Raw genomic sequence first — 22,626 nt, forward strand, 5'->3', positions numbered from 1 at the left:
ACCTCAATGAGAAAGTCAGCGGGCGATGATCAGCGGATGCCCACGCTCCGGGTGCGGCTGCACCAATACTTCGAGACCGAACACGGCTTTGAGCAGGTCCGGCCGCAACACTTGCTGCGGCGTGTCCAGCGCAACCGGTCGTCCGCCCTCAAGCAGCAACACGCGATCACAATAACGCGCAGCCAGATTCAGATCATGCAGGATCACCATCACTGCCGCGCCGCGATCGGCAAACTCGCGTACGGCCTGCAAAGTCGTGTGTTGATGCAGCGGATCAAGCATCGACGTCGGCTCATCCAGCAGCAATGTCTGCCCGACCTGCCCCGGCCAGAGTTGCGCCAGCACCCGCGCCAGATGCACGCGCTGGCGCTCACCGCCCGACAATGCCAGATAGCTGCGCCCGCTCAGATGCCCGGCATCCGCCGCCGCCAATGCTGCGGCGACAATCTCGTCATCACGCACTCGACCGCTTTGATAAGGCAAACGCCCCATGCCGACCACTTCTTCAACGCGAAAGGCGAAATCAAGGGTCGAAACCTGCGGTAACACGGCCAATCGTCGAGCGCGCTGCGTGCCCGTCCAATGTGCCAACGACTTGCCATCAAGCGAGACCTCGCCTTCACTTGGCGCCAGTTCACCGCATAAGGCACCAAGCAAAGTACTTTTACCGGCGCCGTTCGGCCCCAGCACGCCGAGCACTTCGCCCGGTTCGAGTTGCAGGGTGACCTCGCTGAGAACAGTCTTGCGGCCGCGACGGATATGCAGATTTTGCGCACGCAACATCAGGCACGCCCTCGCAGCAGCAAATAAAGGAAGAACGGCGCGCCGATAAACGCCGTGACGATCCCGATCGGCAATTCCGCCGGTGCCAGCGCCAGACGCGCCACCAGATCAGCCAGCAACAACAGACTAGCCCCGGCCAACACCGAGGCCGGCAGCAATACTCGATGATCGGGACCTGCGAGCAAGCGCACCAGATGCGGCACCACCAGCCCAACGAAGCCGATCATCCCCGCTGCCGCCACTGCTGCGCCGACACCCAGCGCCGTACAAAACACCAATTCACGCTTGAGCCGTTCGACATCAACCCCCAAATGCCCGGCCTCGGACTCGCCGAGCAGCAAGGCATTCAGCGCTTTCGCCCGGCGCGGCAACCACAGGGCAACGCCGGCGCTGATGATCAGCAATGGCCACAACCGCGCATAACTGGCGCCATTGAGACTGCCGAGGTTCCAGAAGGTCAGCGTGCGCAAAGTCGCATCGTCCGCCAGATAGGTGAACAGTCCGACCGCCGAACTGGCCAGCGCGGTCAGCGCGATCCCCGCCAGCAGCATGGTCGCGACATGGGTTTGCCCGTTGCGCCGGCCGAGGCGATAAACCAGCGCCGTCACCCCGAGCCCACCGAGGAACGCGCACACCGATAACAGATAAGGCCCGAACCACTCCGGCAAGCCGCCAAAAAACGAGCCGCCGACAATCGCAATTGCCGCGCCCAACGCCGCGCCACTGGAAACCCCGACCAGCCCCGGATCCGCCAAAGGATTACGAAACAATCCCTGCATCGCCACACCGGACAAGGCCAGTACACCGCCGACCGCCAACCCGAGCAACGTTCGCGGCAGACGAATCTGTCCGAGAATCAGCTCAGCCTGCTCCAGCCCTTCCGGAGCCAGCGGTACGCCAATCAGGCGCAACGCCGCACGCAACGTATCGAACAACGGCAGGCTGACCGGCCCCAGCGCCAGCGACAACCAGATTGCCAGCAGACACAGGAGTGTCAGGCCGATGAACAGGCCACGAGGTTTGAGCAGTGTGGTCATTGGCCACTCTTGGTTGGGTAGAAACCGTCAGACAGGGTTTTCAACGCCGCCGGCAGTCGCGGCCCGAGCCCGCCGACCAACAAGGTCGGATCGAGCTCAAGCACACGTCCGTCCTTGGCCGCACGGCTTGAATTGAGAATCGGGTTTTCCTTGAACAGTGCAGCCTTGGCCGCATCACCGGTCAACGCACGATCGGCAAACACCAGCACTTCAGGATCAAGACTCGCAAGAGATTCCACGGAAAACGGTTTGTAGCCGGTGTGAGTCGCCAGGTTATGCCCGCCCGCCTGTTGCAGCAGCCAATCGGCGGCGGTGTCCTTGCCGGCGATCAGCGGTTTGCCCCCGGCATGTCCCAGCAACAGCAGCACGCCCGGCGATTTCTGCTTGGACTGCGCTTCAGTCACCCGCGCTTTCTGCGCGTCGAGTTGCTGTTGATAACTTTGCAGCAACTGAGTGGCCCGCTCTTCAGCGCCGAGCAACTGCCCAAGATGAATGACGTTTTTTTCCAGCGTTGGCAGATCCGGCTGAGCCGAGAACAACTCCACCTGAACCTTGGCCGCCTTCACTTGGGCAAGCACGGGGGGCGGACCGACTTCTTCTGTGCCGATGAGGATGTCCGGACGCAGGCTGAGAATGCCCTCGGCGGAAAGGCTGCGCTGATAACCGATGCTCGGCAGCGCCTTCAAAGAATCGGGATGCTGACTGGTGGTATCGACGCCGACCAGTTTTGACTCGCCGCCCAACGCACTGACCCACTCCGACAGCGCACCGCCAGCACTGACCCAGCGTTGCGGCAGATCGGCCGCTGCCGTCATGTGGCTGGCGAAAAGTCCGACACAGACCACAGCGACGCGGGTACTCAGGCGCATACACAGCTTCCTTGAACAAGGTTTCCCGGGCGTCAGGATGACAGGCCAAGTATCCTCGGCATCTGGCAGGCGCCTGCGGGTGAAGGCCGCCATTTGATAATTGTTTGCATTTAAACGTCAAGCTCGGACATATCCGGACACGAGCCGACATTAGAGGATAGCCATGAAGTTTCTGTGCGCGGGCGCCGATCTGGCCGAGGCCGGCAGTCGCGGTTTTGATATTGACGGTAAAAAGCTGTTTGCCGTGCGCCGCAACGGTCAGGCGTATGTCTACCTGAATCGCTGCCCGCATCGCGGTGTGGGTCTGGAATGGCACCCGGACCAGTTTCTCGACCCGAGCAACAGCCTGATCCAGTGCGCCACCCACGGCGCACTGTTTCTGATCGAGGACGGCGAGTGCGTTTCCGGGCCCTGCGCCGGGCAGGCGCTGACGACTATAGATTGCCGCGAAGATGCACAGGGCGTGTGGATCGATGTTTAACCGTTGAGCAATACGTCGAGTCGCCGGTCGATCACCATCTCTTCATGGTTGAGCCGAACGCCGTAAGCCAGGACTTCAACGCCACAGGCCACCGCTTCGCGCAGGGCATCGGCGTAGGCCGAATCGATTTCCACCGCAGGACGCACCGCTTCAATCCCGGTGAGATTGACGCAATACAACTGCACCGCGCGAATCCCGTCCCGCGCCAGATGCGCCAGCTCACGCAGATGCTTGGCACCGCGCTGGGTCACGGCATCGGGAAAAGCCGCCACATTCGTGTCATCGAAGCCCAGGGTGACGCTTTTCACTTCTACATAAGCGGGGCCGCTGGGGTATTCGAGGCGGAAATCGATGCGGCTTTTTTCCTGTCCGTAAGCCACTTCGCGCTTCAACGCGGTAAACCCGTTCAACTCGGTGATGACACCGGCCTGCAAGGCTTCTTCCACCAGCCCGTTGGCGCGCCCGGTGTTCACGCAAAACAACCGACCCTGTGGGGTTTCGCCGACTTCCCAGGTGCCAGGCAACTTGCGCTTCGGGTCGTTGGAGCGACTGAACCAGACCTGCCCACCCTCGACCTGACAGTTGAGCATCGAACCAGTGTTCGGGCAGTGAATGGTCAGCATCTCGCCGCCAACGGTTTCGATATCGGCGAGAAAACGCTTGTAACGTCGAATCAGCCGCGCCTCTTCCAGAGGAGGATAAAAGCGCATCAGCCTTGCCAACTCTTCAAGCCATGGGCGATTCGCTCGACTGCTTCCTGTAGGCGCGGGAGGTTTTGCGTGTAGGCAAAACGAACATGGTGACTGGCCTGATAGCGACCAAAATCAAGCCCCGGGGTAAACGCAACGTGCTCGGTTTCGAGGAAATGACGACAGAACGCGAAGGCATCACCGCCGAACCGGCTGATATCTGCATACAAATAGAAAGCACCTTCGGGCTCAACGGCGATGTTGAACCCCAACTCGCGCAATGCCGGAAGGAGAAAGTCACGACGACGTCCGAACTCGGCGCGGCGCTCTTCAAGAATCGCAATGGTGTCCGGCTCGAAACAGGCCAGCGCGGCGTACTGGGCCATGCTCGGCGCGCTGATGTAAAGGTTCTGCGCGAGTTTCTCCAGCTCACTGACCGCCGCATCCGGGGCTACCAGCCAGCCGAGACGCCAACCCGTCATGCCGAAGTATTTGGAGAAACTGTTGAGGACAAAAGCGCTGTCATCGACTTCCAGCACACTCGCCGCGTCGGTGCCATAAGTCAGGCCGTGATAGATCTCGTCCACCACCAGATGTCCGTGTCGCGCCTTGATGGCTGTGGATAACCCGGCCAGCTCATCTCGGGTCAGGATCGTCCCGGTCGGGTTGGCCGGCGAGGCCACCAATGCACCGACGCTGTCGTGATCCCAATGGCGCTCGACCAGATCTGGGGTCAGTTGATAACGCACGTCAGGCCCTACAGGAACCAGCTGCGCCGCGCCTTCGACCAGGCGCAAGAAGTGCCGATTGCACGGATAGCCCGGGTCTGCCAACAGCCAGTGTTTGCCGGGATCGACCAACAACGCGCTGGCGAGCAACAAGGCGCCGGAGCCGCCCGGAGTGATCAGAATCCGCCGTGGGTCGATATTCAGGCCATAGCGCGATTGATAAAACCCGGAAATCGCCTCGCGCAGTTCAGGAATACCGCGCGCCGCGGTGTAACGGGTCTTGCCCGCCGTCAGCGCCGCTTGCCCGGCACGAATGATCGGCTCGGCCGTGGTGAAGTCTGGCTCGCCGATTTCCAGGTGGATCACATCGTGGCCTTCAGCCTGCAGCTCGTTGGCCCGCGCCAGCAGCGCCATCACATGGAACGGTTCGATCGCACGACTGCGCGCACTGTAGGGCTGAGCCATTGGCCTTCCTTCGACGGGAGAAAAGAAACGATTCTACCCATCTGCCGGAACGAGCGAGAACCCGTAGCGGTCACAGCCTCAAGAACTCTGGAATGTAATGACACACGCGTACCCTCCAGGATTGACTAAAATCAGTGATTGAACAGGTCTCCCACACCGCCAGACACGGCTTGCCAAACATTTGCAAGCGCCACCCGCCGGGGCCTCGACATCCGGGAGTAGCGCGGGCCGAATTGATCTGGTAAGTTCGCCCGCTTGCAGCCGCAGGGCCGGCAGGTGTCGGTGATGGAGCAATCCTGCGCAATGGATTACAAGAGTAGAGGCGGTCCATTTCATGCCCACCCAAGCAAAGCAACAGGCTAATCCGACCGTCAGCGGTTTCGAACCTTATGTTCAGGCCAAAGACGAAGAGTACATGGGCGCTCCGATGCGCGCCCACTTCACCAAGATCCTGAACAAGTGGAAGCAGGACTTGATGCAGGAAGTCGACCGTACTGTCGACCACATGAAAGACGAAGCGGCCAACTTCCCTGACCCGGCCGACCGTGCCAGCCAGGAAGAAGAATTCGCTCTGGAGCTTCGCGCCCGTGATCGCGAGCGCAAGCTGATCAAGAAGATCGACAAGACGCTTGATCTGATCCAAAACGAAGATTACGGCTGGTGCGAATCCTGCGGCATCGAGATCGGCGTCAAGCGCCTCGAAGCCCGCCCGACAGCCGACATGTGCGTCGACTGCAAGAACCTCGCTGAAATCAAGGAAAAGCAGGTCGGCAAGTAATCTCGACCTGAACGAAAAACGGAGCGTGCGAACGCTCCGTTTTTGTTTCTGCCTTTTGCCTGTGTAGGAGTGAGCCTGCTCGCGATCACGGTAGATCAGTCAATAATGATGTTGATTTTCACACTGCTATCGCGAGCAGGCTCACTCCTACAAGTTGACCTGCGCACGCCCTGAAAAGTAGTTTCGCCCAATGACTGCCAAGACATCCCCCGCCTACATCGGCCGTTTCGCCCCAACCCCAAGTGGCCACCTGCACTTCGGTTCGCTGGTTGCCGCCCTCGCCTCTTATCTTGATGCACGTTCGGTTGGCGGACGTTGGCTGGTGCGCATGGAAGATCTCGATCCGCCCCGTGAAGAACCCGGTGCGCAAGCGGCGATCCTCAAGGCCCTGGAAAGCTACGGGTTCGAATGGGACGGCGAGATGGTGCGCCAAAGTGATCGGCACGACGCGTATGCCGAAGTGCTCAACAGCCTGTTCAATCATGGCCTGGCCTACGCCTGCACCTGCTCGCGCAAACAGCTGGAGCCCTATGACGGGATTTATCCGGGGCTGTGCCGCAATGCCGGACACGACCAGCAGGACGCGGCGATCCGCCTGCGCGTGCCGGAGCTGGAATACCACTTCATCGACCGGGTGCAGGGCGAATACCGACAGCATCTGGGCCGTGATGTCGGCGATTTCGTGATTCGCCGTCGCGACGGCCTTTATGCCTATCAATTGGCCGTAGTGCTCGACGATGCCTGGCAAGGCATTACCGACATCGTACGCGGCGCCGACCTGCTCGACTCCACGCCACGCCAGCTCTATCTGCAAGAACTGTTGGGCCTGCGTCAGCCGCGTTATCTGCACCTGCCGTTGATCACCCAGCCGGATGGCAACAAGCTCGGCAAGTCCTACCGCTCGCCGCCGCTGAAAGCCGACCAAGCCACGCCGTTGCTGCTGCGGGCCTTGCGCGCATTGGGGCAAAACCCCGGCGCCGAACTGGCACATGCGTCGCCGCAGGAACTGCTCAACTGGGGCAGCGCCCATTGGGATGCCAGCAAGATCCCGCGCACACTGACCCTGCCTGAAGCGCAACTGCTATGACGACACTTGCAGTCGCGCCGCCATCCGTTACCATCGCCGCACGTTTTCGGGCACGCGCATAAAAAAGAGAGGCCGGGATGTACATCTATCGCTTGGTCCTGCTTTTGGTCGTGGGGATCTATCTGTTTTCTCCCGCCATCATGGATTGGTGGATCGACGCTACGGGCGCCTGGTATCGCCCCTATCTGCTCTGGCTGATCCTGATTGTCGTGACCTTCATCCTGCAGAGCCAAAAAGATGCCGATGAGCTTTAGCCTGACCCAGATGATCCTGGTCAGCGCCGCCTACCTGGCGGTGCTGTTCGGCGTAGCCTGGATCAGCGAACGGGGCATGATCCCCCGGGCGATCATTCGCCACCCGTTGACTTACACCCTGTCGCTGGGGGTCTATGCCAGTGCCTGGGCGTTCTACGGCACGGTTGGCCTGGCCTATCAGTACGGCTACGGCTTTCTCTCCAGTTATCTCGGGGTGTCCGGCGCGTTTCTGCTGGCGCCGGTGTTGCTCTATCCAATTCTGAAAATCACCCGCACCTATCAACTGTCGTCGCTGGCGGATCTGTTTGCGTTCCGTTTTCGCAGCACTTGGGCCGGGGCACTGACCACGATTTTCATGCTGATCGGCGTCTTGCCGCTGCTGGCATTACAGATTCAGGCAGTGGCCGACTCCATCGGCATTCTCACCGGTGAACCGATTCAAAGCCGCGTGGCGCTGGCATTCTGTGCGTTGATCATTCTGTTCACGATCTTCTTTGGCTCGCGCCACATCGCCACCCGCGAGAAACACGAAGGGCTGGTGTTCGCGATTGCCTTTGAGTCGGTGATCAAACTGATCGCCCTCGGCGGCGTTGGCCTGTACGCCCTCTATGGCGTGTTCGACGGCCCGCAACAGCTGGAACTCTGGCTGCTGCAAAACCAAACCGCCCTCGCCGCATTGCACACGCCGTTGCAGGAAGGCCCGTGGCGCACGTTGCTGCTGGTGTTCTTCGCCTCGGCGATCGTGATGCCGCACATGTATCACATGACCTTTACCGAGAACCTCAACCCGCGCTCACTGGTGAGTGCCAGTTGGGGCCTGCCGCTGTTCCTGTTGTTGATGAGTCTGGCGGTGCCGCTGATCCTGTGGGCCGGCCTCAAGCTTGGCGCCACGACCGATCCGGAATACTTCACCCTCGGCATCGGCATTGCCGCCAACAGCAAGCCTTTGGCATTGCTCGCCTACGTTGGCGGCCTGTCGGCAGCCAGCGGGTTGATTATCGTCACCACCCTGGCGTTGTCGGGCATGGCCCTTAACCACCTGGTGCTGCCGCTTTATCAGCCACCCGCCGAAGGCAATATCTACCGCTGGCTGAAGTGGACGCGCCGGGCGTTGATCGTCGCGATCATCATGGCCGGCTTCTGCTTCTATCTGCTGCTCGGCGCCGGGCAGGATCTGGCCAACCTGGGCATCGTGGCCTTCGTAGCGACCCTGCAATTCCTGCCGGGCGTGCTGTCGGTGCTGTACTGGCCGACCGCCAACCGTCGCGGCTTTATTGCCGGTTTGCTGGCGGGGATTCTGGTCTGGGTGATCACCATGCTGTTGCCGCTGGTCGGCAATCTGCAGGGTTTCTACATTCCGCTGCTGAACATGATCTACGTGCTGGACGACACCAGCTGGCACATGGCTGCCATCGCGTCACTGGCCGCCAACGTATTGATGTTCACCCTGATTTCGCTGTTCACCAACGCCAGTCCCGAAGAAGCCAGCGCCGCCGAAGCCTGCGCGGTGGATAACGTGCGCCGCCCGCAACGCCGGGAACTGCACGCTGCCTCGCCACAGGAATTCGCCACGCAACTGGCCAAACCACTGGGTGCCAAGGCTGCGCAGAAAGAAGTCGAACAGGCGCTGCGTGACCTTTATTTGCCATTCGATGAACGCCGCCCTTACGCCTTGCGCCGTCTGCGCGACCGTATCGAAGCCAACCTTTCCGGGCTGATGGGCCCAAGTGTGGCGCAGGACATGGTCGAAACCTTCCTGCCGTACAAGGCCGGCGGCGAAAACTATGTCACCGAAGACATTCACTTCATCGAAAGCCGCCTCGAGGATTACCACTCGCGCCTCACAGGTCTGGCCGCCGAGCTCGACGCCCTGCGCCGCTACCACCGCCAGACCCTGCAGGAATTGCCGATGGGCGTCTGCTCGCTGGCCAAGGATCAAGAGATCCTGATGTGGAACAAGGCCATGGAGGAGCTGACCGGGATCGCCGCGCAACGGGTGGTCGGTTCCCGCCTGAGCACCATCGGCAATCCGTGGAAAGAATTGCTGCAAGGCTTCATCAACTTGCCTGACGAGCATTTGCACAAACAGCACCTGGCGCTCGATGGCCAGACCCGCTGGCTGAACCTGCACAAAGCCGCAATCGACGAGCCCTTGGCGCCGGGTAACAGTGGTTTGGTGTTGCTGGTGGAAGATCTGACTGAAACCCAGATGCTCGAAGACAAATTGGTGCACTCCGAGCGCCTGGCGAGCATCGGTCGTCTTGCGGCCGGTGTGGCCCACGAAATCGGTAACCCGATCACCGGCATCGCCTGTCTGGCGCAGAACCTGCGCGAAGAACGCGAAGACGATGGCGAGCTGACGGAAATCAGCGGGCAGATCCTCGAACAGACCAAACGCGTGTCACGTATCGTTCAGTCGCTGATGAGTTTTGCCCATGCCGGCAGCCATCAGCACAGCGACGAGCCCGTTTGTCTGGCGGAAGTGGCCCAGGACGCCATCGGCCTGCTGGCCCTGAACCGACGCAATTTCGAAGTGCAGTTCTACAACCTGTGCGATCCGGATCACTGGGTCGAAGGTGATCCGCAGCGACTCGCCCAGGTCCTCATCAATCTGCTCTCCAACGCCCGTGACGCGTCGCCTGCGGGCAGTGCGGTGCGGGTCAAGAGCGAAGCCGGCGAACACACGGTCGATCTGATCGTCGAGGACGAAGGCAGTGGTATTCCGAAGAACATCATGGACCGATTGTTCGAACCCTTCTTCACCACCAAGGATCCTGGCGAAGGCACCGGTCTGGGCCTTGCACTGGTCTATTCCATCGTTGAAGAGCATTATGGACAAATCACCATCGACAGCCCGGCTGATGTACAAAGCCAACGCGGCACCCGTATCCGGGTGACCTTACCGCGTCATGTCGAAGCGACGTCCGCTGTGAACTGAGACCGTCGAGAGTATCGAATCAATGCCGCACATTTTGATCGTCGAAGACGAAACAATTATCCGCTCCGCCTTGCGCCGCCTGCTGGAACGTAACCAGTACCAGGTCAGCGAAGCCGGTTCAGTGCAGGAAGCACAAGAACGCTTCACCATTCCTACGTTCGATCTGATCGTCAGCGATCTGCGCCTGCCGGGTGCGCCGGGTACCGAGCTGATCAAGCTTGGCCAGGGCACGCCGGTGCTGATCATGACCAGTTACGCCAGCCTGCGCTCGGCGGTCGACTCGATGAAGATGGGCGCGGTGGACTATATCGCCAAGCCTTTCGACCACGATGAAATGCTTCAGGCTGTCGCGCGGATTCTGCGAGACCGTCAGTCGGCGCCTGCTGCCGGCGAAGTTGTTACCGGTAAAACCGCCAATGGCAGCGGCAAAGCCGCCGTCGACAACAGCAACGGCGAAATCGGCATCATCGGCTCCTGTCCACCGATGCAGGACCTGTACAGCAAGATCCGCAAAGTGGCGCCGACCGATTCCAATGTTCTGATTCAGGGCGAATCCGGCACGGGTAAAGAGCTGGTTGCCCGCGCCCTGCACAACCTGTCGAAACGCGCCAAGGCGCCGATGATCTCGGTGAACTGCGCGGCCATCCCGGAAAGCCTGATCGAGTCCGAACTGTTCGGCCACGAGAAAGGCGCGTTCACTGGCGCCAGCGCCGGGCGTGCCGGTCTGGTGGAAGCGGCGGACGGTGGCACGCTATTCCTCGATGAGATCGGCGAATTGCCGCTGGAAGCCCAGGCTCGCCTGCTGCGTGTATTGCAGGAAGGCGAGATTCGCCGCGTTGGTTCGGTGCAGTCGCAGAAGGTCGATGTGCGTTTGATCGCCGCGACCCACCGCGACCTGAAGAGCCTGGCGAAAATCGGCCAGTTCCGTGAAGACCTTTATTACCGTCTGCACGTGATCGCGTTGAAACTGCCGGCCCTGCGCGAGCGTGGCGCCGACGTCAACGAAATCGCCAATGCTTTCCTCGCCCGCCAGAGTGCGCGCATCAACCGTACCGACCTGAAATTTGCCGCGGATGCCGAACAGGCGATCCGTCACTATTCCTGGCCGGGTAACGTGCGAGAACTGGAAAACGCCGTCGAGCGCGCGGTGATCCTCAGCGAGAGCCCGGAAATCTCCGCCGACCTGCTGGGCATCGATATCGAGCTGAGCGATCTGGAAGACGACGAATTCATTGGTCTGCCGCCACAGACGGCGGGTAACAGCAGCAACAGCCATGAACCGACCGAAGATCTGTCGCTGGAAGACTACTTCCAGCACTTCGTGCTTGAGCATCAGGACCACATGACCGAGACCGAACTGGCGCGCAAACTGGGCGTCAGCCGTAAATGCCTGTGGGAACGCCGTCAGCGCTTGGGCATCCCACGGCGCAAGACCGGGGTCGCCAGCGAGAGCTGAACGTTACCTGTCGAGTGTGCGGGTAACGCATGAAGATGTGAAAAAACTGTTACCTCAGCCTTTCCACGTAACAGAAGCCGGGGTTATCGGTAACGAAACCCCGGCTTTTTTTCGCCCCTCTAAAACGGTTATATCGACCTAACCCCTTGTTTTATTGGCCTTCACAAAAGTTGGCACGGCACCTGCTATATGTTTGGTACAAGAACAATAACAAGCAATGCACAAGACAATAAAAATAAGACGAATCGACTCACGCACAATAAAAACAAGACGGCGAGAGGCGCAGCTAACTGATTCTTTTGGAGAGGCGTTGTATTTGGGGCTTGCCCCACGACCAGGCCGAGAACAACAAAAACTGTCCTAAGACAGAGCCTGTACTGGTTGGATCGAGAGATCACTGCAATTCAGCGACCAAAGCAATCCGTTTGCTCTTGGCTCCCGATTGGGAGGGTCATGAAGGAAAAGCTTCATGGCGAGGGCACTCAACAAAAACAAGAAGCCCGAATCAATAATAAAAAGAGCACGCAACTACTTCTTGGGGAGCTTCGGCTCCCCTTGTAGTTTCTCCCTCCCGGCAAAACTCCCCACATTTTCAAGGCTCGACGCCTGTAGCCCGCGGCTTGCAGCGTAAAACGGCTGCGTCCTACACCATCCCCCGACTAAATGCTAGAATCTGCGCCCATCATGCGGTCATTCTTTGGTTTGGCCGAACATTCCTTCAAACAGTGCATCCCATGCTGAAGAAGTTGTTCCAGTCATTCCGAGCTCCCGTGCGTCGTACGCAACACATCCGCAGCACCCCTGAAGTGCTCAACAGCGGCCAACATTCGCTGCAGAAAACGCAGTTCAGCCGCTACGCGGTCAATATCGTCGAACGCTTGCAGGGCGCCGGTTACCAGGCCTATCTGGTCGGCGGTTGCGTGCGTGACATGCTGTTGGGCATCACGCCCAAGGATTTCGACGTCGCCACCAGCGCCACCCCTGAGCAAGTCCGTGCCGAATTCCGCAATGCGCGAATCATCGGACGTCGCTTCAAACTGGTGCATATCCACTTCGGTCGCGAAATCATCGAAGTCGCGACCTTCCGCGCCAATCACCCGCTAAACGAAGACGACGAAGACAGCAACCAGTCTTCGCGTAACGAAAGCGGGCGAATTCTGCGCGACAACGTCTACGGCACCCTGGAAGAAGACGCGCAACGCCGCGACTTCACCATCAACGCCCTGTATTACGATCCGGTCAGCGAGCGCATTCTCGATTACGCCAATGGCGTACACGACATCCGCAATCATCTGATTCGTCTGATCGGCGACCCGAAGCAGCGCTATCAGGAAGACCCGGTGCGCATGCTGCGAGCCGTGCGTTTCGCCGCCAAGCTCAATTTCGGCATCGAGAAGCACACCGTCCAGCCGATCCGTGAACTGGCGCCGATGCTGCGCGAGATTCCGTCGGCACGCCTGTTCGAAGAAGTACTCAAGCTGTTTCTCTCCGGCCACGGCGCGATTACCTTCGAAATGCTGGTCGATCTGCAGCTGTTCGCCCCGCTGTTCCCGGCCAGTGCCGACGCACTGGAACACAACCCGGAATACACCCACACGCTGATCAGTGAAGCGCTGACCAACACCGATCTGCGGATCAAGCAGAACAAACCGGTAACCCCGGCGTTCCTGTTTGCCGCCATGCTCTGGCCTGCCCTGCCGGCCCGTGTGTTGCGTCTGCAAGAACGTGGCATGCCGCCGATTCCGGCCATGCAGGAAGCGGCGCACGAACTGATTGCCGAACAGTGCCAGCGCATTGCGATTCCGAAGCGCTTCACCATGCCGATCCGCGAAATCTGGGACATGCAGGAACGCCTGCCACGGCGCAGCGGCAAACGTGCCGATCTGCTGCTGGACAATCCACGTTTCCGCGCCGGTTACGACTTCCTGCTGTTGCGTGAAAGCGCTGGCGAGCAGACCGATGGCCTGGGCGAATGGTGGACCGATTATCAGGACGCCAACGACAGCGAGCGTCGCGACATGATCCGTGATCTGAGCGGCAAAGGTGATGACGCCAGCGGTGCTCCGCGCAAGCGTCGCCGCAGCAGCGGTTCCAAGCGCAAACGCACCGCCGGTGCTCCGAGCGCATCGGGCGAGTAAGGCATGGAACGTATCTACATCGGCATGGGCAGCAACCTCGCTGACCCAGCCGAACAATTGCGCAGCGCCGTCGAGGCGTTGGGGCAATTGTCGCTGACCACGCTGGCCGGCGTTTCAGCCTTCTACCAAAGCGACTCGTTGCTGCCGGGCCAACCGCGTTATACCAACGCGGTTGCAGCGCTCGAGAGCAATATGGCGCCGCTGGAACTGCTCGATGCCTTGCAAGCCATCGAGAACGATCAGGGCCGCGAACGTCTGGAGCGCTGGGGGCCGCGCACCCTGGATCTGGATATTCTGCTGTTCGGTGATAGGCTGATCGACGAGCCACGGCTGAAAGTCCCGCACTATCAAATTCAGGAACGTGCGTTCGTCCTCTATCCCCTCGCTGAACTGGCCCCGCAGGATCTGCGCCTGCCCGATGGCCGCACCCTCACCGACCTGCTCGCCGCCTGCCCGTTCGTCGGCCTCGAACGCCTCCCTCACGCCTGACACCCATTTCCCTTGGGTGCAGGCTTTTGTGGCGAGGGGATTTATCCCCGATCGGCTGCGCAGCAGTCGCAAAACCGGCAAATGCGGAGTGACTGATTAATGCGTACTACCATTTTGGGGCCGCTTCGCCGCCCATCGGGAATAAATCCCCTCGCCACAAAAGCGATGCTCCGTATTCGTTTTTTGTCGGACAAAAACGCCCCGATCAAGCCCCGCCGCCGCGCTGAATCGCATCAGTAACGCCGGTAACACTCCCCTCGTAACAACGCGGTAACACACGCAATTGACTTCCTAGGTTCTCCTCACGACTATAGGCGTCCCGCTGCCGCCAACACGGCACATATGGGCGCAATCCAGGCCTTATAAGCACGACAAAAGAGCGTGCGCCTGAGTAGATGAAGAATCACGCGCGTTACTCGCAGTAGTTTCCAGAGCGCCTGAACGAGGATTTTTTACATGCCAGCCATCACCCTGACCACGCTCCAGAGCCTCAAGCAGAAAGGTGAAAAGATCACCATGCTGACCTGCTATGACGCGACCTTCGCCCACGCCTGCAACGAGGCCGGTGTCGAAGTGCTGCTGGTGGGCGACTCCCTCGGCATGGTCCTGCAAGGTCATGACAGCACATTGCCGGTGACCACTGCGGAAATGGCCTACCACACCGCCTGCGTCAAACGCGGCAACAGCGATGCCCTGATCCTGGCCGACTTGCCGTTCATGGCCAACGCCACCCTCGAACAAACCATGAACAACAGCGCCATGCTGATGCAGGCCGGTGCGCACATGGTCAAGGTCGAAGGTCAGCTGTGGTTGGCCGAGTCGATTCGTCTGTTGGCCGAACGCGGTGTTCCGGTCTGCGCGCACATGGGGTTGACCCCGCAAGCGGTGAACATTCTCGGCGGCTACAAAGTGCAGGGCCGCAACGAGAACCAGGCGCGGCAGATGCGCGCTGATGCGATCTCGCTGGAGCAGGCAGGCGCATCGATGCTGCTGCTCGAATGCGTGCCGAGTGAACTGGCCGCTGAAATCAGTCAGGCCGTGAAGATTCCGGTCATCGGCATCGGCGCCGGTAGCGATACCGACGGCCAAGTACTGGTGCTGCACGACATGCTCGGCCTGTCGATCACCGGCCGCGTACCGAAGTTCGTTAAAAACTTCATGCAGGGTCAGGACAGCATCCAGTCCGCACTGAAGGCATACGTCAACGAAGTCAAAGGCGTTACTTTCCCTGGGATCGAACACGGATTCTCTGCATGAACACCGTTAAAACCGTACGCGAACTGCGCGCCGCCGTAGCCCGCGCCCGTAGCGAAGGCAAGCGCATCGGCTTCGTGCCGACCATGGGCAACCTGCACAGCGGCCACGTCGCACTGATCACCAAAGCCACCCAGCGGGTCGACTTCGTGGTGGCGAGCATTTTCGTCAATCCGCTGCAATTCGGCGCCGGCGAAGACCTCGACAAGTATCCGCGCACCCTGGCGGCGGATCAGGAAAAGCTGTTGGAAGCTGGCTGTTCGCTGCTGTTCGCGCCGACTGTCGAGGAAATGTACCCCGACGGCATGGCCGGACAGACCCGGGTCAGCGTGCCGCACCTCTCCGAAGGTCTGTGCGGCGCCAGCCGTCCGGGGCACTTCGAAGGCGTGGCGACGGTGGTCAGCAAACTGTTCAACATGGTCCAGCCGGATCTGGCGATTTTCGGCCAGAAGGATTTCCAGCAACTGGCGGTGATCCGCGCACTGGTGCATGACCTGAACATGCCGATCCAGATCATCGGCGAGCCGACCGTCCGTGCCGCCGATGGGTTGGCACTGTCGTCGCGCAACGGTTTCCTCAGCGAAGAACAACGTGCCGTAGCCCCGGTGGTCTATCGCACCCTGAGCACGATTGCCGAGTCGATCAAACAGGGTGAGCGGGATTTCCCGGCGCTGATCAGCGCGCAGCTGCAACAACTGGAAGCCGCAGGCCTGCGCCCGGATTACCTGGAGATTCGCCATGCTCTGACCTTGCGTCCGGCGACGGCTGAAGATCGCGATCTGGTGATTCTGGTCGCGGCGTTCCTCGGCACCACGCGGTTGATCGATAACCTGCACCTGAATCTCGATACGCCGACCTGAGAACACTGCAATATCACTGTGGGAGCGAGTTTGCTCGCGAATGCAATCTGTCAGATGACCAAGCGTCTACTGACACGACGCCTTCGCGAGCAAGCTCGCTCCCACAGTCGTTTGTGCTCAATTCAGTCTCGCTATTCTCCGTTTGTCGCCTCGTTACCGGTATCAATGTTAAAAAAGTACAGGGATCGGGTCAGACAAAGTCAAGACAGAACGCAGCGCGAGGTTTACTGTATTCGCCCTGTGTCCAGAAACCCTGTCGACGCAGTTGGCCCATGCCCAACCATGGCGTGCTGGCCTGTTCCGTGTTCAAAAGGCCGTTCAAGTAAAAAGGAAAACCGCAGCGATGGCGTACTACCGCACTCCTCACGACGTTACCGCTCTGCCTGCCTGGCAAGCGTTGAAAGACCACCGCCAAGCCATGCAGGATTTCAGCATGCGCGAGGCCTTCAACGCCGATCCGCAGCGCTTCAATCAGTTCACCCTCAGCAGCTGCGGACTGTTTCTCGACTATTCGAAGAATTTGATCAACGCCGAGACCCGCAATCTGTTGGTGGGTCTGGCCAATGAAGTCGATCTGAAGGGCGCGATCAAAGCGCTGTTCGACGGCGAAATCGTCAACTCGTCCGAAGGCCGCCCGGCACTGCACACCGCCCTGCGCCGCCCGGTGGGCGACAAATTGTCGGTCAACGGCGTCAATGTGATGCCGGAAGTCCACAAGGTTCTCAACCAGATCACCGATCTGGTCGGCCGCATCCACGACGGTCTGTGGCGCGGTTACACCGAGAAGCCGATCACCGACGTGGTCAACATCGGCATCGGTGGCTCGTTCCTCGGCCCTGAACTGGTGTCCGAAGCGTTGCTGTCCTACGCGCAGAAAGGCGTGCGTTGCCACTATCTGGCGAACATCGACGGCAGCGAGTTCCACGAACTGACGCAAAAACTGCGCGCCGAAACCACGCTGTTCATCGTTTCGTCGAAGTCGTTCAACACCCTCGAAACCCTGAAAAATGCTCAGGCCGCTCGCGCCTGGTACCTGGCTCAGGGCGGTTCGGAAGCCGAGTTGTATCGTCACTTCATCGCCGTATCGAGCAACAACGCCGCCGCCATTGCGTTCGGTATTCGTGAAGAAAACATCTTCCCGATGTGGGACTGGGTCGGCGGCCGTTACTCGCTGTGGTCGGCCATCGGTTTGCCGATCGCCCTGGCCATCGGCATGTCCAACTTCAAGGAACTGCTGTCCGGCGCATACACCATGGACCAGCATTTCCAGACCGCGCCCTTCGAACAGAACATGCCAGTGCTGCTGGCGCTGCTCGGCGTGTGGTACGGCAACTTCTGGGGCGCGCAAAGCCACGCGATCCTGCCGTACGACCATTACCTGCGTAACATCACCAAGCACTTGCAGCAATTGGACATGGAATCCAACGGCAAGAGCGTTCGTCAGGACGGCACTGCGGTGTCGACTGACACGGGTCCGGTGATCTGGGGCGGCGTCGGCTGTAACGGTCAGCACGCTTACCACCAGTTGCTGCATCAAGGCACCCAACTGATTCCGGCCGATTTCATCGTGCCGATCGTCAGCTTCAACCCGGTGTCTGACCACCACCAGTGGCTGTACGCCAACTGCCTGTCGCAGAGCCAGGCGCTGATGCTCGGCAAGACCCTGCCGGAAGCCGAAGCAGAACTGCGCGACAAAGGCGTGAGCGAAGAAGACGTGCACAAAATCGCACCGCACAAGGTGATCCCGGGCAACCGTCCGAGCAACACCCTTGTGGTCGAACGCATCAGCCCGCGTCGTCTCGGCGCGCTGGTTGCCATGTATGAGCACAAAGTGTTCGTGCAAAGCGTGGTCTGGGGCATCAACGCCTTCGACCAGTGGGGCGTGGAACTGGGCAAGGAACTGGGCAAAGGCGTTTACAACCGTCTGGTCGGCAGCGATGAAACGACCGCTGACGATCCGTCCACTCAAGGCCTGATCAACTACTTCCGCGGTCGTCACCGCGGGTGATTTGACTGTGTTGCCCACAGATCCTGCGGGCAACACTTCTCCACTGTGGGAGCGAGCCTGCTCGCGAATGCGGTTTGTCATTCAGCATCTTTGTTGACTGACACCCCGCCTTCGCCAGCAGGCTCGCTCCCACAGTTGTTTTGTGGATGACTTGAACCTCTCGATCTCTCGGCGCATCTTTATTCTTCGCACAACAAGAATAAGGAACCGTCATGTTCGATATCAGCACGTTCCCCAAAGCCGATGCCGTCCGCCGGGCTGCTCAGTTGAGTCAGGACGACTACCGACGCCTGTACCGCGAATCCATTGAACACCCCAGCGTTTTCTGGGCCGAACAGGCCACCCGCTTCCTTGACTGGAGTACACCGTGGCAGACCGTTCAGCGCTATGACCTGAAAACCGGTGAAGCCTCCTGGTTTGCCGGCGGCCAACTGAACGTCAGTTACAACTGCATCGACCGCCATCTCGAACAGCGCGGCGATCAGACCGCCCTGCTCTGGGAAGGCGACGACCCTGCCGAATCGGCGCAAATCACCTATAAAAAACTTCATCACCACGTCTGCCGACTGGCCAACGTGCTGAAAAACCGTGGCGTGAAGAAAGGCGACCGGGTGTGCATCTACATGCCGATGATCCCGGAAGCCGCCTACGCCATGCTCGCCTGCGCGAGGATCGGCGCGATTCATTCGGTGGTGTTCGGCGGCTTTTCCCCTGATTCACTGCGTGACCGCATTCTCGATGCCGATTGCCGCACCGTGATTACCGCCGACGAAGGCGTGCGCGGCGGCAAATTCGTGCCGCTGAAACAGAACGTCGATAAAGCCCTGCAAAATTGCCCGGCTGTCAGCACCGTCGTCGTAGTCGAGCGCACCCAGGGCAATGTGGACTGGGTCGAGGGCCGCGATCTCTGGTATCACCAGGCTGTGCGCGAGGTCAGCGACGACTGCCCGCCAGAGCCGATGGACGCCGAAGATCCGCTGTTCATCCTCTACACCTCCGGCAGCACAGGCAAACCCAAAGGCGTGCTGCACACCACTGGCGGCTACTTGCTGCAAGCGGCGATGACTTTCAAGTACGTGCTCGACTACCGCGACGGCGAAGTGTTCTGGTGTACCGCCGACGTCGGCTGGGTCACCGGCCATAGCTACATCGTCTACGGCCCGCTGGCCAATGGCGCGACCACGTTGATGTTCGAAGGCGTACCGAGCTATCCGAGCAGTTCGCGTTTCTGGCAGGTGATCGACAAACACAAGGTCAACATCTTCTACACCGCGCCCACCGCGCTGCGCGCGTTGATGCGTGAAGGTGCCGAACCGCTGAAGGAAACTTCGCGCCAGAGCCTCAGATTACTCGGCAGCGTGGGTGAGCCAATCAACCCGGAAGCGTGGGAATGGTATTTCAATGTGGTCGGCGAACAGCGCTGCCCCATTGTCGATACCTGGTGGCAGACCGAAACCGGCGGCATCATGCTCAGCCCCTTGGTCAGTGCGCAGCGGATCAAACCGGGCTGCGCCACACAGCCGATGTTCGGCGTGCAACCGGTGCTGCTCGATGAGCAGGGCAAGGAAATCAAAGGCGCTGGCAGCGGCGTGCTCGCCATCAAATCGAGTTGGCCGGCGCAGATCCGCAGTGTCTATGGCGACCCGCAGCGGATGGTCGACACCTATTTCAAACCCTACCCCGGCTATTACTTCACCGGCGACGGCGCCCGTCGCGACGAGGACGGCGATTACTGGATCACCGGGCGTATCGACGATGTGATCAACGTTTCCGGTCACCGCATCGGCACTGCCGAAGTGGAAAGCGCGCTGGTGCTGCACGACAGCATTGCCGAGGCCGCGGTGGTCGGTTATCCCCACGACGTCAAAGGCCAAGGCATCTACGCGTTCGTCACCCCCATGAACGGCACCGAACCGAATGATGAGCTGAAGAAAGAATTGCTGGCCCACGTCAGCAAGGAAATCGGCAGCTTCGCCAAACCGGACCTGATCCAGTGGGCGCCGGCCTTGCCGAAAACCCGCTCAGGCAAGATCATGCGGCGCATTCTGCGCAAGATCGCCTGCAACGAACTCGACAGCCTCGGCGACACCTCGACCCTGGCCGACCCGAGCGTGGTGCAAGGCCTGATCGACAAGCGCCTCAATCAGTAACATCCCGGGCGCGATCAACCGGTCGCGCCCGCTCTTCAACAATGAGTGGTCATGGAATTCATCCGCAGCCGTATCGAAACCCAACTCATGAGCCTGACCGGGTTATCTCTTGGTCAGCTCGACCTGGAAAATCCCAAGGGCGATCCCGGCCTGTTCGGCCCCGACTCGATCAGTTGGCAGGTGCACGGCGACTTCAGCAGCATGTTGATCGGCGGTATCAGCGCATTGTTGCTGCAAGCGCTGCATCCACTGGCGCTGGCCGGGGTCTGGGATCATTCGAACTTTCGCCAGGACATGCTCGGGCGATTGCGCCGTACCAGCCAGTTCGTGTCCGGCACCACCTTCGGCTCGCGGCGGGACGCCGAATGGCTGATCGAAAAAGTGCGCACCATTCACCTGCAAGTGGTCGGCACTGCGCCGGATGGCCGAACATATGCGGCCAGCGATCCGGATCTGCTGACGTGGGTGCATGTGGCGGAAGTCAGCAACTTCCTCGCCGCGCATTTGCGTTATCGCAATCCGCAGTTGTCGCCGGCGGATCAGGATCGTTATTACACGGAGATCGCTGTGGTCACCGAACGCCTGGGCGCCCGCGACGTGCCGAAGTCACGGCAAGCTGTGGCGGATTATCTGCAACGCATGCGCCCGCAATTGCTGTGCGATGAGCGCAGCCGCGAAGTCTTGCGTCTGCTGCTCGACGCGCCAGCCCCCAGTGTGTTGGCGCGGCCCTTTGGCGATCTGATGATGAAGGCCGGTATCGACCTGTTGCCGGACTGGGCCAGCGACATGCTCGATGTGCGGCAGAGTTCGCTGCAACGGCAACTGATCCGCGCCAGCGTCAGGCGCAGCGCGCCGATGCTGCGTTGGGCGATGCGTAATGGGTCGGTGCAACGGGCCAAGCGGCGGATGGGCCTGCTCACCTGACCTGCACACAGGTAATCGGTAATGCCTCAGGGCATCGGTAGCAGCACAATGCTAAACTCCCGCGCCCCAATTCTCACCAGCAAGGCGCACGCATGTCTTCCTTGAATCAGGCGCTGCGCGCCGCCCTCGACCAACGCCAGGACCTGCTCGCCGAGCTGCATAGCCAGGGCACCGATTGCTATCGGCTGTTCCACGGCAGCCAGGAAGGCGCCGGCGGCCTGACGATCGACCGCTACGGCCCGCAACTGCTGGTGCAAAGCTTTCACCAGACGCTGGAGCGTGACGACCTGCTGCAACTGCACGCCATGGTCAACCAGACCCTTGGATTTGAAGCCCTGCTGGTCTACAACGACCGCTCCCGCGGCAACTCGCGTATCGACCGCGAAGACAGCGTCTATAAAGCCGACGCCGCCGCGTTGGCCGATCTGATCGGCCACGAGTGGGGCCTGAACTACCGAGTTCGCGGGCGCCATGCCGGGCAGGATCCGTTGCTGTTCCTCGACCTGCGCAACACCCGCGGCTGGGTCAAGGATCACGCCCAGGGCAAAAGCGTGCTCAACCTGTTCGCCTACACCTGCGGCGTTGGCCTCAGTGCCGCGGCCGGTGGTGCGCGTGAGGTGTGCAATCTGGACTTCGCCGAAGGCAACCTCGCAGTCGGTCGCGAAAATGGCCAGCTCAATCCGCAATTGCCCGAAATGGAATTTATCCAGTCCGATTACTTCCCTGCGATTCGCCAACTCGCCGGCCTGCCGATCAGCCAGCGGCGCGGGCAGAAGCTGCCGAGCTATCAGCGCCTCGAACAACGCCAATACGATCTGGTGCTGCTTGATCCGCCAGCCTGGGCCAAGAGCGCATTCGGCACCGTCGACCTGCTGCGCGACTATCAGAGCTTGCTCAAACCGGCCCTGCTGACCACCGCCGACAACGGCGTGCTGATCTGTTGCAACAACCTGGCGAAAGTCAGCATGGACGACTGGCGTGAGCAGGTGTTGCGCTGCGCCGAGAAGGCCGGACGTCCGGTGCGCGAGTGGAGCGTAATGACGCCGGGCGCCGACTTCCCGTCAATGGATCAGCAGCCGCCGTTGAAAACCCTGATCCTGCAGCTCTGATCGCATCCCTTTGCAGGAGCTGCCGAAGGTTGCTCCTACAAAGATTGCGGAAAAATCTGAACAATCCTGTCCCACGCCATGTACTTCGGAACCAGAATCGCGTGCCATACTCCAAGGCACTCCGATTCA

The 22,626-nt window shown here is 60.3% G+C and carries 19 protein-coding genes; 14 read left to right on the plus strand and 5 right to left on the minus strand.

Going from position 1 to position 22,626, the window contains the following annotated elements; translation table 11 throughout:
* Positions 1-15: 15 nt before the first annotated feature.
* The 3 genes from ACA074_RS23625 to ACA074_RS23635 are packed head-to-tail and all read right to left on the minus strand — an operon-like array spanning position 16 to position 2,689.
* Positions 16-783 (minus strand): heme ABC transporter ATP-binding protein, encoded by a 768-nt coding sequence (locus tag ACA074_RS23625; RefSeq protein WP_497677910.1) that lies wholly within the window; start codon positions 781-783, stop codon positions 16-18.
* Complete coding sequence (locus ACA074_RS23630) at positions 783-1,766, minus strand: FecCD family ABC transporter permease (RefSeq protein ID WP_497618299.1); 984 nt, start codon at positions 1,764-1,766, stop codon at positions 783-785. Before ACA074_RS23630 ends, ACA074_RS23625 begins: the two co-directional genes overlap by 1 nt.
* Positions 1,767-1,816: 50 nt before the next feature.
* Entirely contained in the window at positions 1,817-2,689 is an 873-nt protein-coding gene (locus ACA074_RS23635) for a heme/hemin ABC transporter substrate-binding protein (protein ID WP_497677911.1), read from the minus strand.
* A gap of 163 nt (positions 2,690-2,852) precedes the next feature.
* On the opposite strand from ACA074_RS23635, the gene ACA074_RS23640 reads away from it, so the two are divergent.
* Positions 2,853-3,170, plus strand: a complete 318-nt coding sequence (locus tag ACA074_RS23640; RefSeq protein WP_489881356.1) for a Rieske (2Fe-2S) protein — start codon at positions 2,853-2,855, stop codon at positions 3,168-3,170.
* Here ACA074_RS23640 and sfsA read toward each other — a convergent pair.
* Positions 3,167-3,880 carry a DNA/RNA nuclease SfsA gene (gene sfsA, locus ACA074_RS23645; RefSeq protein WP_497677912.1) on the minus strand — a complete coding sequence of 238 codons (714 nt, stop codon included), beginning with the start codon at positions 3,878-3,880 and terminating at the stop codon, positions 3,167-3,169. The genes ACA074_RS23640 and sfsA overlap by 4 nt on opposite strands.
* On the minus strand, positions 3,880-5,052 hold the full coding sequence (locus tag ACA074_RS23650) for a pyridoxal phosphate-dependent aminotransferase (RefSeq protein WP_497677913.1): 1,173 nt from the start codon (positions 5,050-5,052) through the stop codon (positions 3,880-3,882). Before ACA074_RS23650 ends, sfsA begins: the two co-directional genes overlap by 1 nt.
* A 334-nt stretch (positions 5,053-5,386) precedes the next feature.
* Between ACA074_RS23650 and dksA the strand changes: the two genes are divergently transcribed.
* The 13 genes from dksA to ACA074_RS23715 all read left to right on the plus strand — a co-directional run bounded on the left by dksA (position 5,387) and on the right by ACA074_RS23715 (position 22,497).
* Positions 5,387-5,830, plus strand: coding sequence for an RNA polymerase-binding protein DksA (dksA, locus tag ACA074_RS23655; protein ID WP_042561095.1), 444 nt, complete (start codon positions 5,387-5,389; stop codon positions 5,828-5,830).
* A 190-nt stretch (positions 5,831-6,020) separates the two neighbouring features.
* Positions 6,021-6,917, plus strand: coding sequence for a tRNA glutamyl-Q(34) synthetase GluQRS (gene gluQRS, locus ACA074_RS23660; protein ID WP_489881353.1), 897 nt, complete (start codon positions 6,021-6,023; stop codon positions 6,915-6,917).
* Positions 6,918-6,994: 77 nt separating this feature from the next.
* The gene (locus ACA074_RS23665; protein WP_003176118.1) at positions 6,995-7,171 is read left to right on the plus strand and encodes a hypothetical protein; all 177 of its coding nucleotides are present in this window, start codon (positions 6,995-6,997) and stop codon (positions 7,169-7,171) included.
* Entirely contained in the window at positions 7,155-10,109 is a 2,955-nt protein-coding gene (locus ACA074_RS23670; RefSeq protein WP_187679241.1) for a sensor histidine kinase, read from the plus strand. Before ACA074_RS23665 ends, ACA074_RS23670 begins: the two co-directional genes overlap by 17 nt.
* 22 nt (positions 10,110-10,131) lie before the next feature.
* Entirely contained in the window at positions 10,132-11,565 is a 1,434-nt protein-coding gene (locus ACA074_RS23675; RefSeq protein WP_497677914.1) for a sigma-54-dependent transcriptional regulator, read from the plus strand.
* A 734-nt stretch (positions 11,566-12,299) separates the two neighbouring features.
* Entirely contained in the window at positions 12,300-13,703 is a 1,404-nt protein-coding gene (locus tag ACA074_RS23680; RefSeq protein ID WP_187679239.1) for a polynucleotide adenylyltransferase PcnB, read from the plus strand.
* A 3-nt stretch (positions 13,704-13,706) separates the two neighbouring features.
* Positions 13,707-14,192, plus strand: a complete 486-nt coding sequence (gene folK, locus ACA074_RS23685) for a 2-amino-4-hydroxy-6-hydroxymethyldihydropteridine diphosphokinase (protein ID WP_497677915.1) — start codon at positions 13,707-13,709, stop codon at positions 14,190-14,192.
* Positions 14,193-14,648: 456 nt separating this feature from the next.
* A complete protein-coding gene (gene panB, locus ACA074_RS23690; protein WP_187679237.1) occupies positions 14,649-15,449 on the plus strand; it encodes a 3-methyl-2-oxobutanoate hydroxymethyltransferase in 801 nt (266 codons plus the stop codon).
* Positions 15,446-16,306 carry a pantoate--beta-alanine ligase gene (gene panC, locus ACA074_RS23695; RefSeq protein ID WP_187679236.1) on the plus strand — a complete coding sequence of 287 codons (861 nt, stop codon included), beginning with the start codon at positions 15,446-15,448 and terminating at the stop codon, positions 16,304-16,306. The genes panB and panC overlap by 4 nt, the downstream gene beginning before the upstream one ends.
* 343 nt (positions 16,307-16,649) lie before the next feature.
* The gene (gene pgi, locus ACA074_RS23700) at positions 16,650-18,314 is read left to right on the plus strand and encodes a glucose-6-phosphate isomerase (protein WP_187679235.1); all 1,665 of its coding nucleotides are present in this window, start codon (positions 16,650-16,652) and stop codon (positions 18,312-18,314) included.
* A gap of 212 nt (positions 18,315-18,526) precedes the next feature.
* Positions 18,527-20,464, plus strand: a complete 1,938-nt coding sequence (acs, locus tag ACA074_RS23705) for an acetate--CoA ligase (RefSeq protein WP_489881348.1) — start codon at positions 18,527-18,529, stop codon at positions 20,462-20,464.
* Between the two features lie 51 nt (positions 20,465-20,515).
* Positions 20,516-21,388, plus strand: coding sequence for an oxygenase MpaB family protein (locus ACA074_RS23710; RefSeq protein ID WP_497677916.1), 873 nt, complete (start codon positions 20,516-20,518; stop codon positions 21,386-21,388).
* 92 nt (positions 21,389-21,480) lie between these two features.
* Positions 21,481-22,497 (plus strand): class I SAM-dependent rRNA methyltransferase, encoded by a 1,017-nt coding sequence (locus ACA074_RS23715; RefSeq protein ID WP_497615370.1) that lies wholly within the window; start codon positions 21,481-21,483, stop codon positions 22,495-22,497.
* Positions 22,498-22,626 lie beyond the last annotated feature (129 nt).

Source organism: Pseudomonas sp. LBUM1655, assembly GCF_059716085.1.

Bases quoted from the DNA above. Each gene is read 5' to 3' on its own strand.
- ACA074_RS23625 (WP_497677910.1), bottom strand. From the start codon at position 783: ATGTTGCGTGCGCAAAATCTGCATATCCGTCGCGGCCGCAAGACTGTT.
- ACA074_RS23635 (WP_497677911.1), bottom strand. From the start codon at position 2,689: ATGCGCCTGAGTACCCGCGTCGCTGTGGTCTGTGTCGGACTTTTCGCC.
- ACA074_RS23640 (WP_489881356.1), top strand. From the start codon at position 2,853: ATGAAGTTTCTGTGCGCGGGCGCCGATCTGGCCGAGGCCGGCAGTCGC.
- sfsA (WP_497677912.1), bottom strand. From the start codon at position 3,880: ATGCGCTTTTATCCTCCTCTGGAAGAGGCGCGGCTGATTCGACGTTAC.
- ACA074_RS23650 (WP_497677913.1), bottom strand. From the start codon at position 5,052: ATGGCTCAGCCCTACAGTGCGCGCAGTCGTGCGATCGAACCGTTCCAT.
- dksA (WP_042561095.1), top strand. From the start codon at position 5,387: ATGCCCACCCAAGCAAAGCAACAGGCTAATCCGACCGTCAGCGGTTTC.
- gluQRS (WP_489881353.1), top strand. From the start codon at position 6,021: ATGACTGCCAAGACATCCCCCGCCTACATCGGCCGTTTCGCCCCAACC.
- ACA074_RS23665 (WP_003176118.1), top strand. From the start codon at position 6,995: ATGTACATCTATCGCTTGGTCCTGCTTTTGGTCGTGGGGATCTATCTG.
- ACA074_RS23670 (WP_187679241.1), top strand. From the start codon at position 7,155: ATGCCGATGAGCTTTAGCCTGACCCAGATGATCCTGGTCAGCGCCGCC.
- ACA074_RS23675 (WP_497677914.1), top strand. From the start codon at position 10,132: ATGCCGCACATTTTGATCGTCGAAGACGAAACAATTATCCGCTCCGCC.
- ACA074_RS23680 (WP_187679239.1), top strand. From the start codon at position 12,300: ATGCTGAAGAAGTTGTTCCAGTCATTCCGAGCTCCCGTGCGTCGTACG.
- folK (WP_497677915.1), top strand. From the start codon at position 13,707: ATGGAACGTATCTACATCGGCATGGGCAGCAACCTCGCTGACCCAGCC.
- panB (WP_187679237.1), top strand. From the start codon at position 14,649: ATGCCAGCCATCACCCTGACCACGCTCCAGAGCCTCAAGCAGAAAGGT.
- panC (WP_187679236.1), top strand. From the start codon at position 15,446: ATGAACACCGTTAAAACCGTACGCGAACTGCGCGCCGCCGTAGCCCGC.
- pgi (WP_187679235.1), top strand. From the start codon at position 16,650: ATGGCGTACTACCGCACTCCTCACGACGTTACCGCTCTGCCTGCCTGG.
- acs (WP_489881348.1), top strand. From the start codon at position 18,527: ATGTTCGATATCAGCACGTTCCCCAAAGCCGATGCCGTCCGCCGGGCT.
- ACA074_RS23710 (WP_497677916.1), top strand. From the start codon at position 20,516: ATGGAATTCATCCGCAGCCGTATCGAAACCCAACTCATGAGCCTGACC.
- ACA074_RS23715 (WP_497615370.1), top strand. From the start codon at position 21,481: ATGTCTTCCTTGAATCAGGCGCTGCGCGCCGCCCTCGACCAACGCCAG.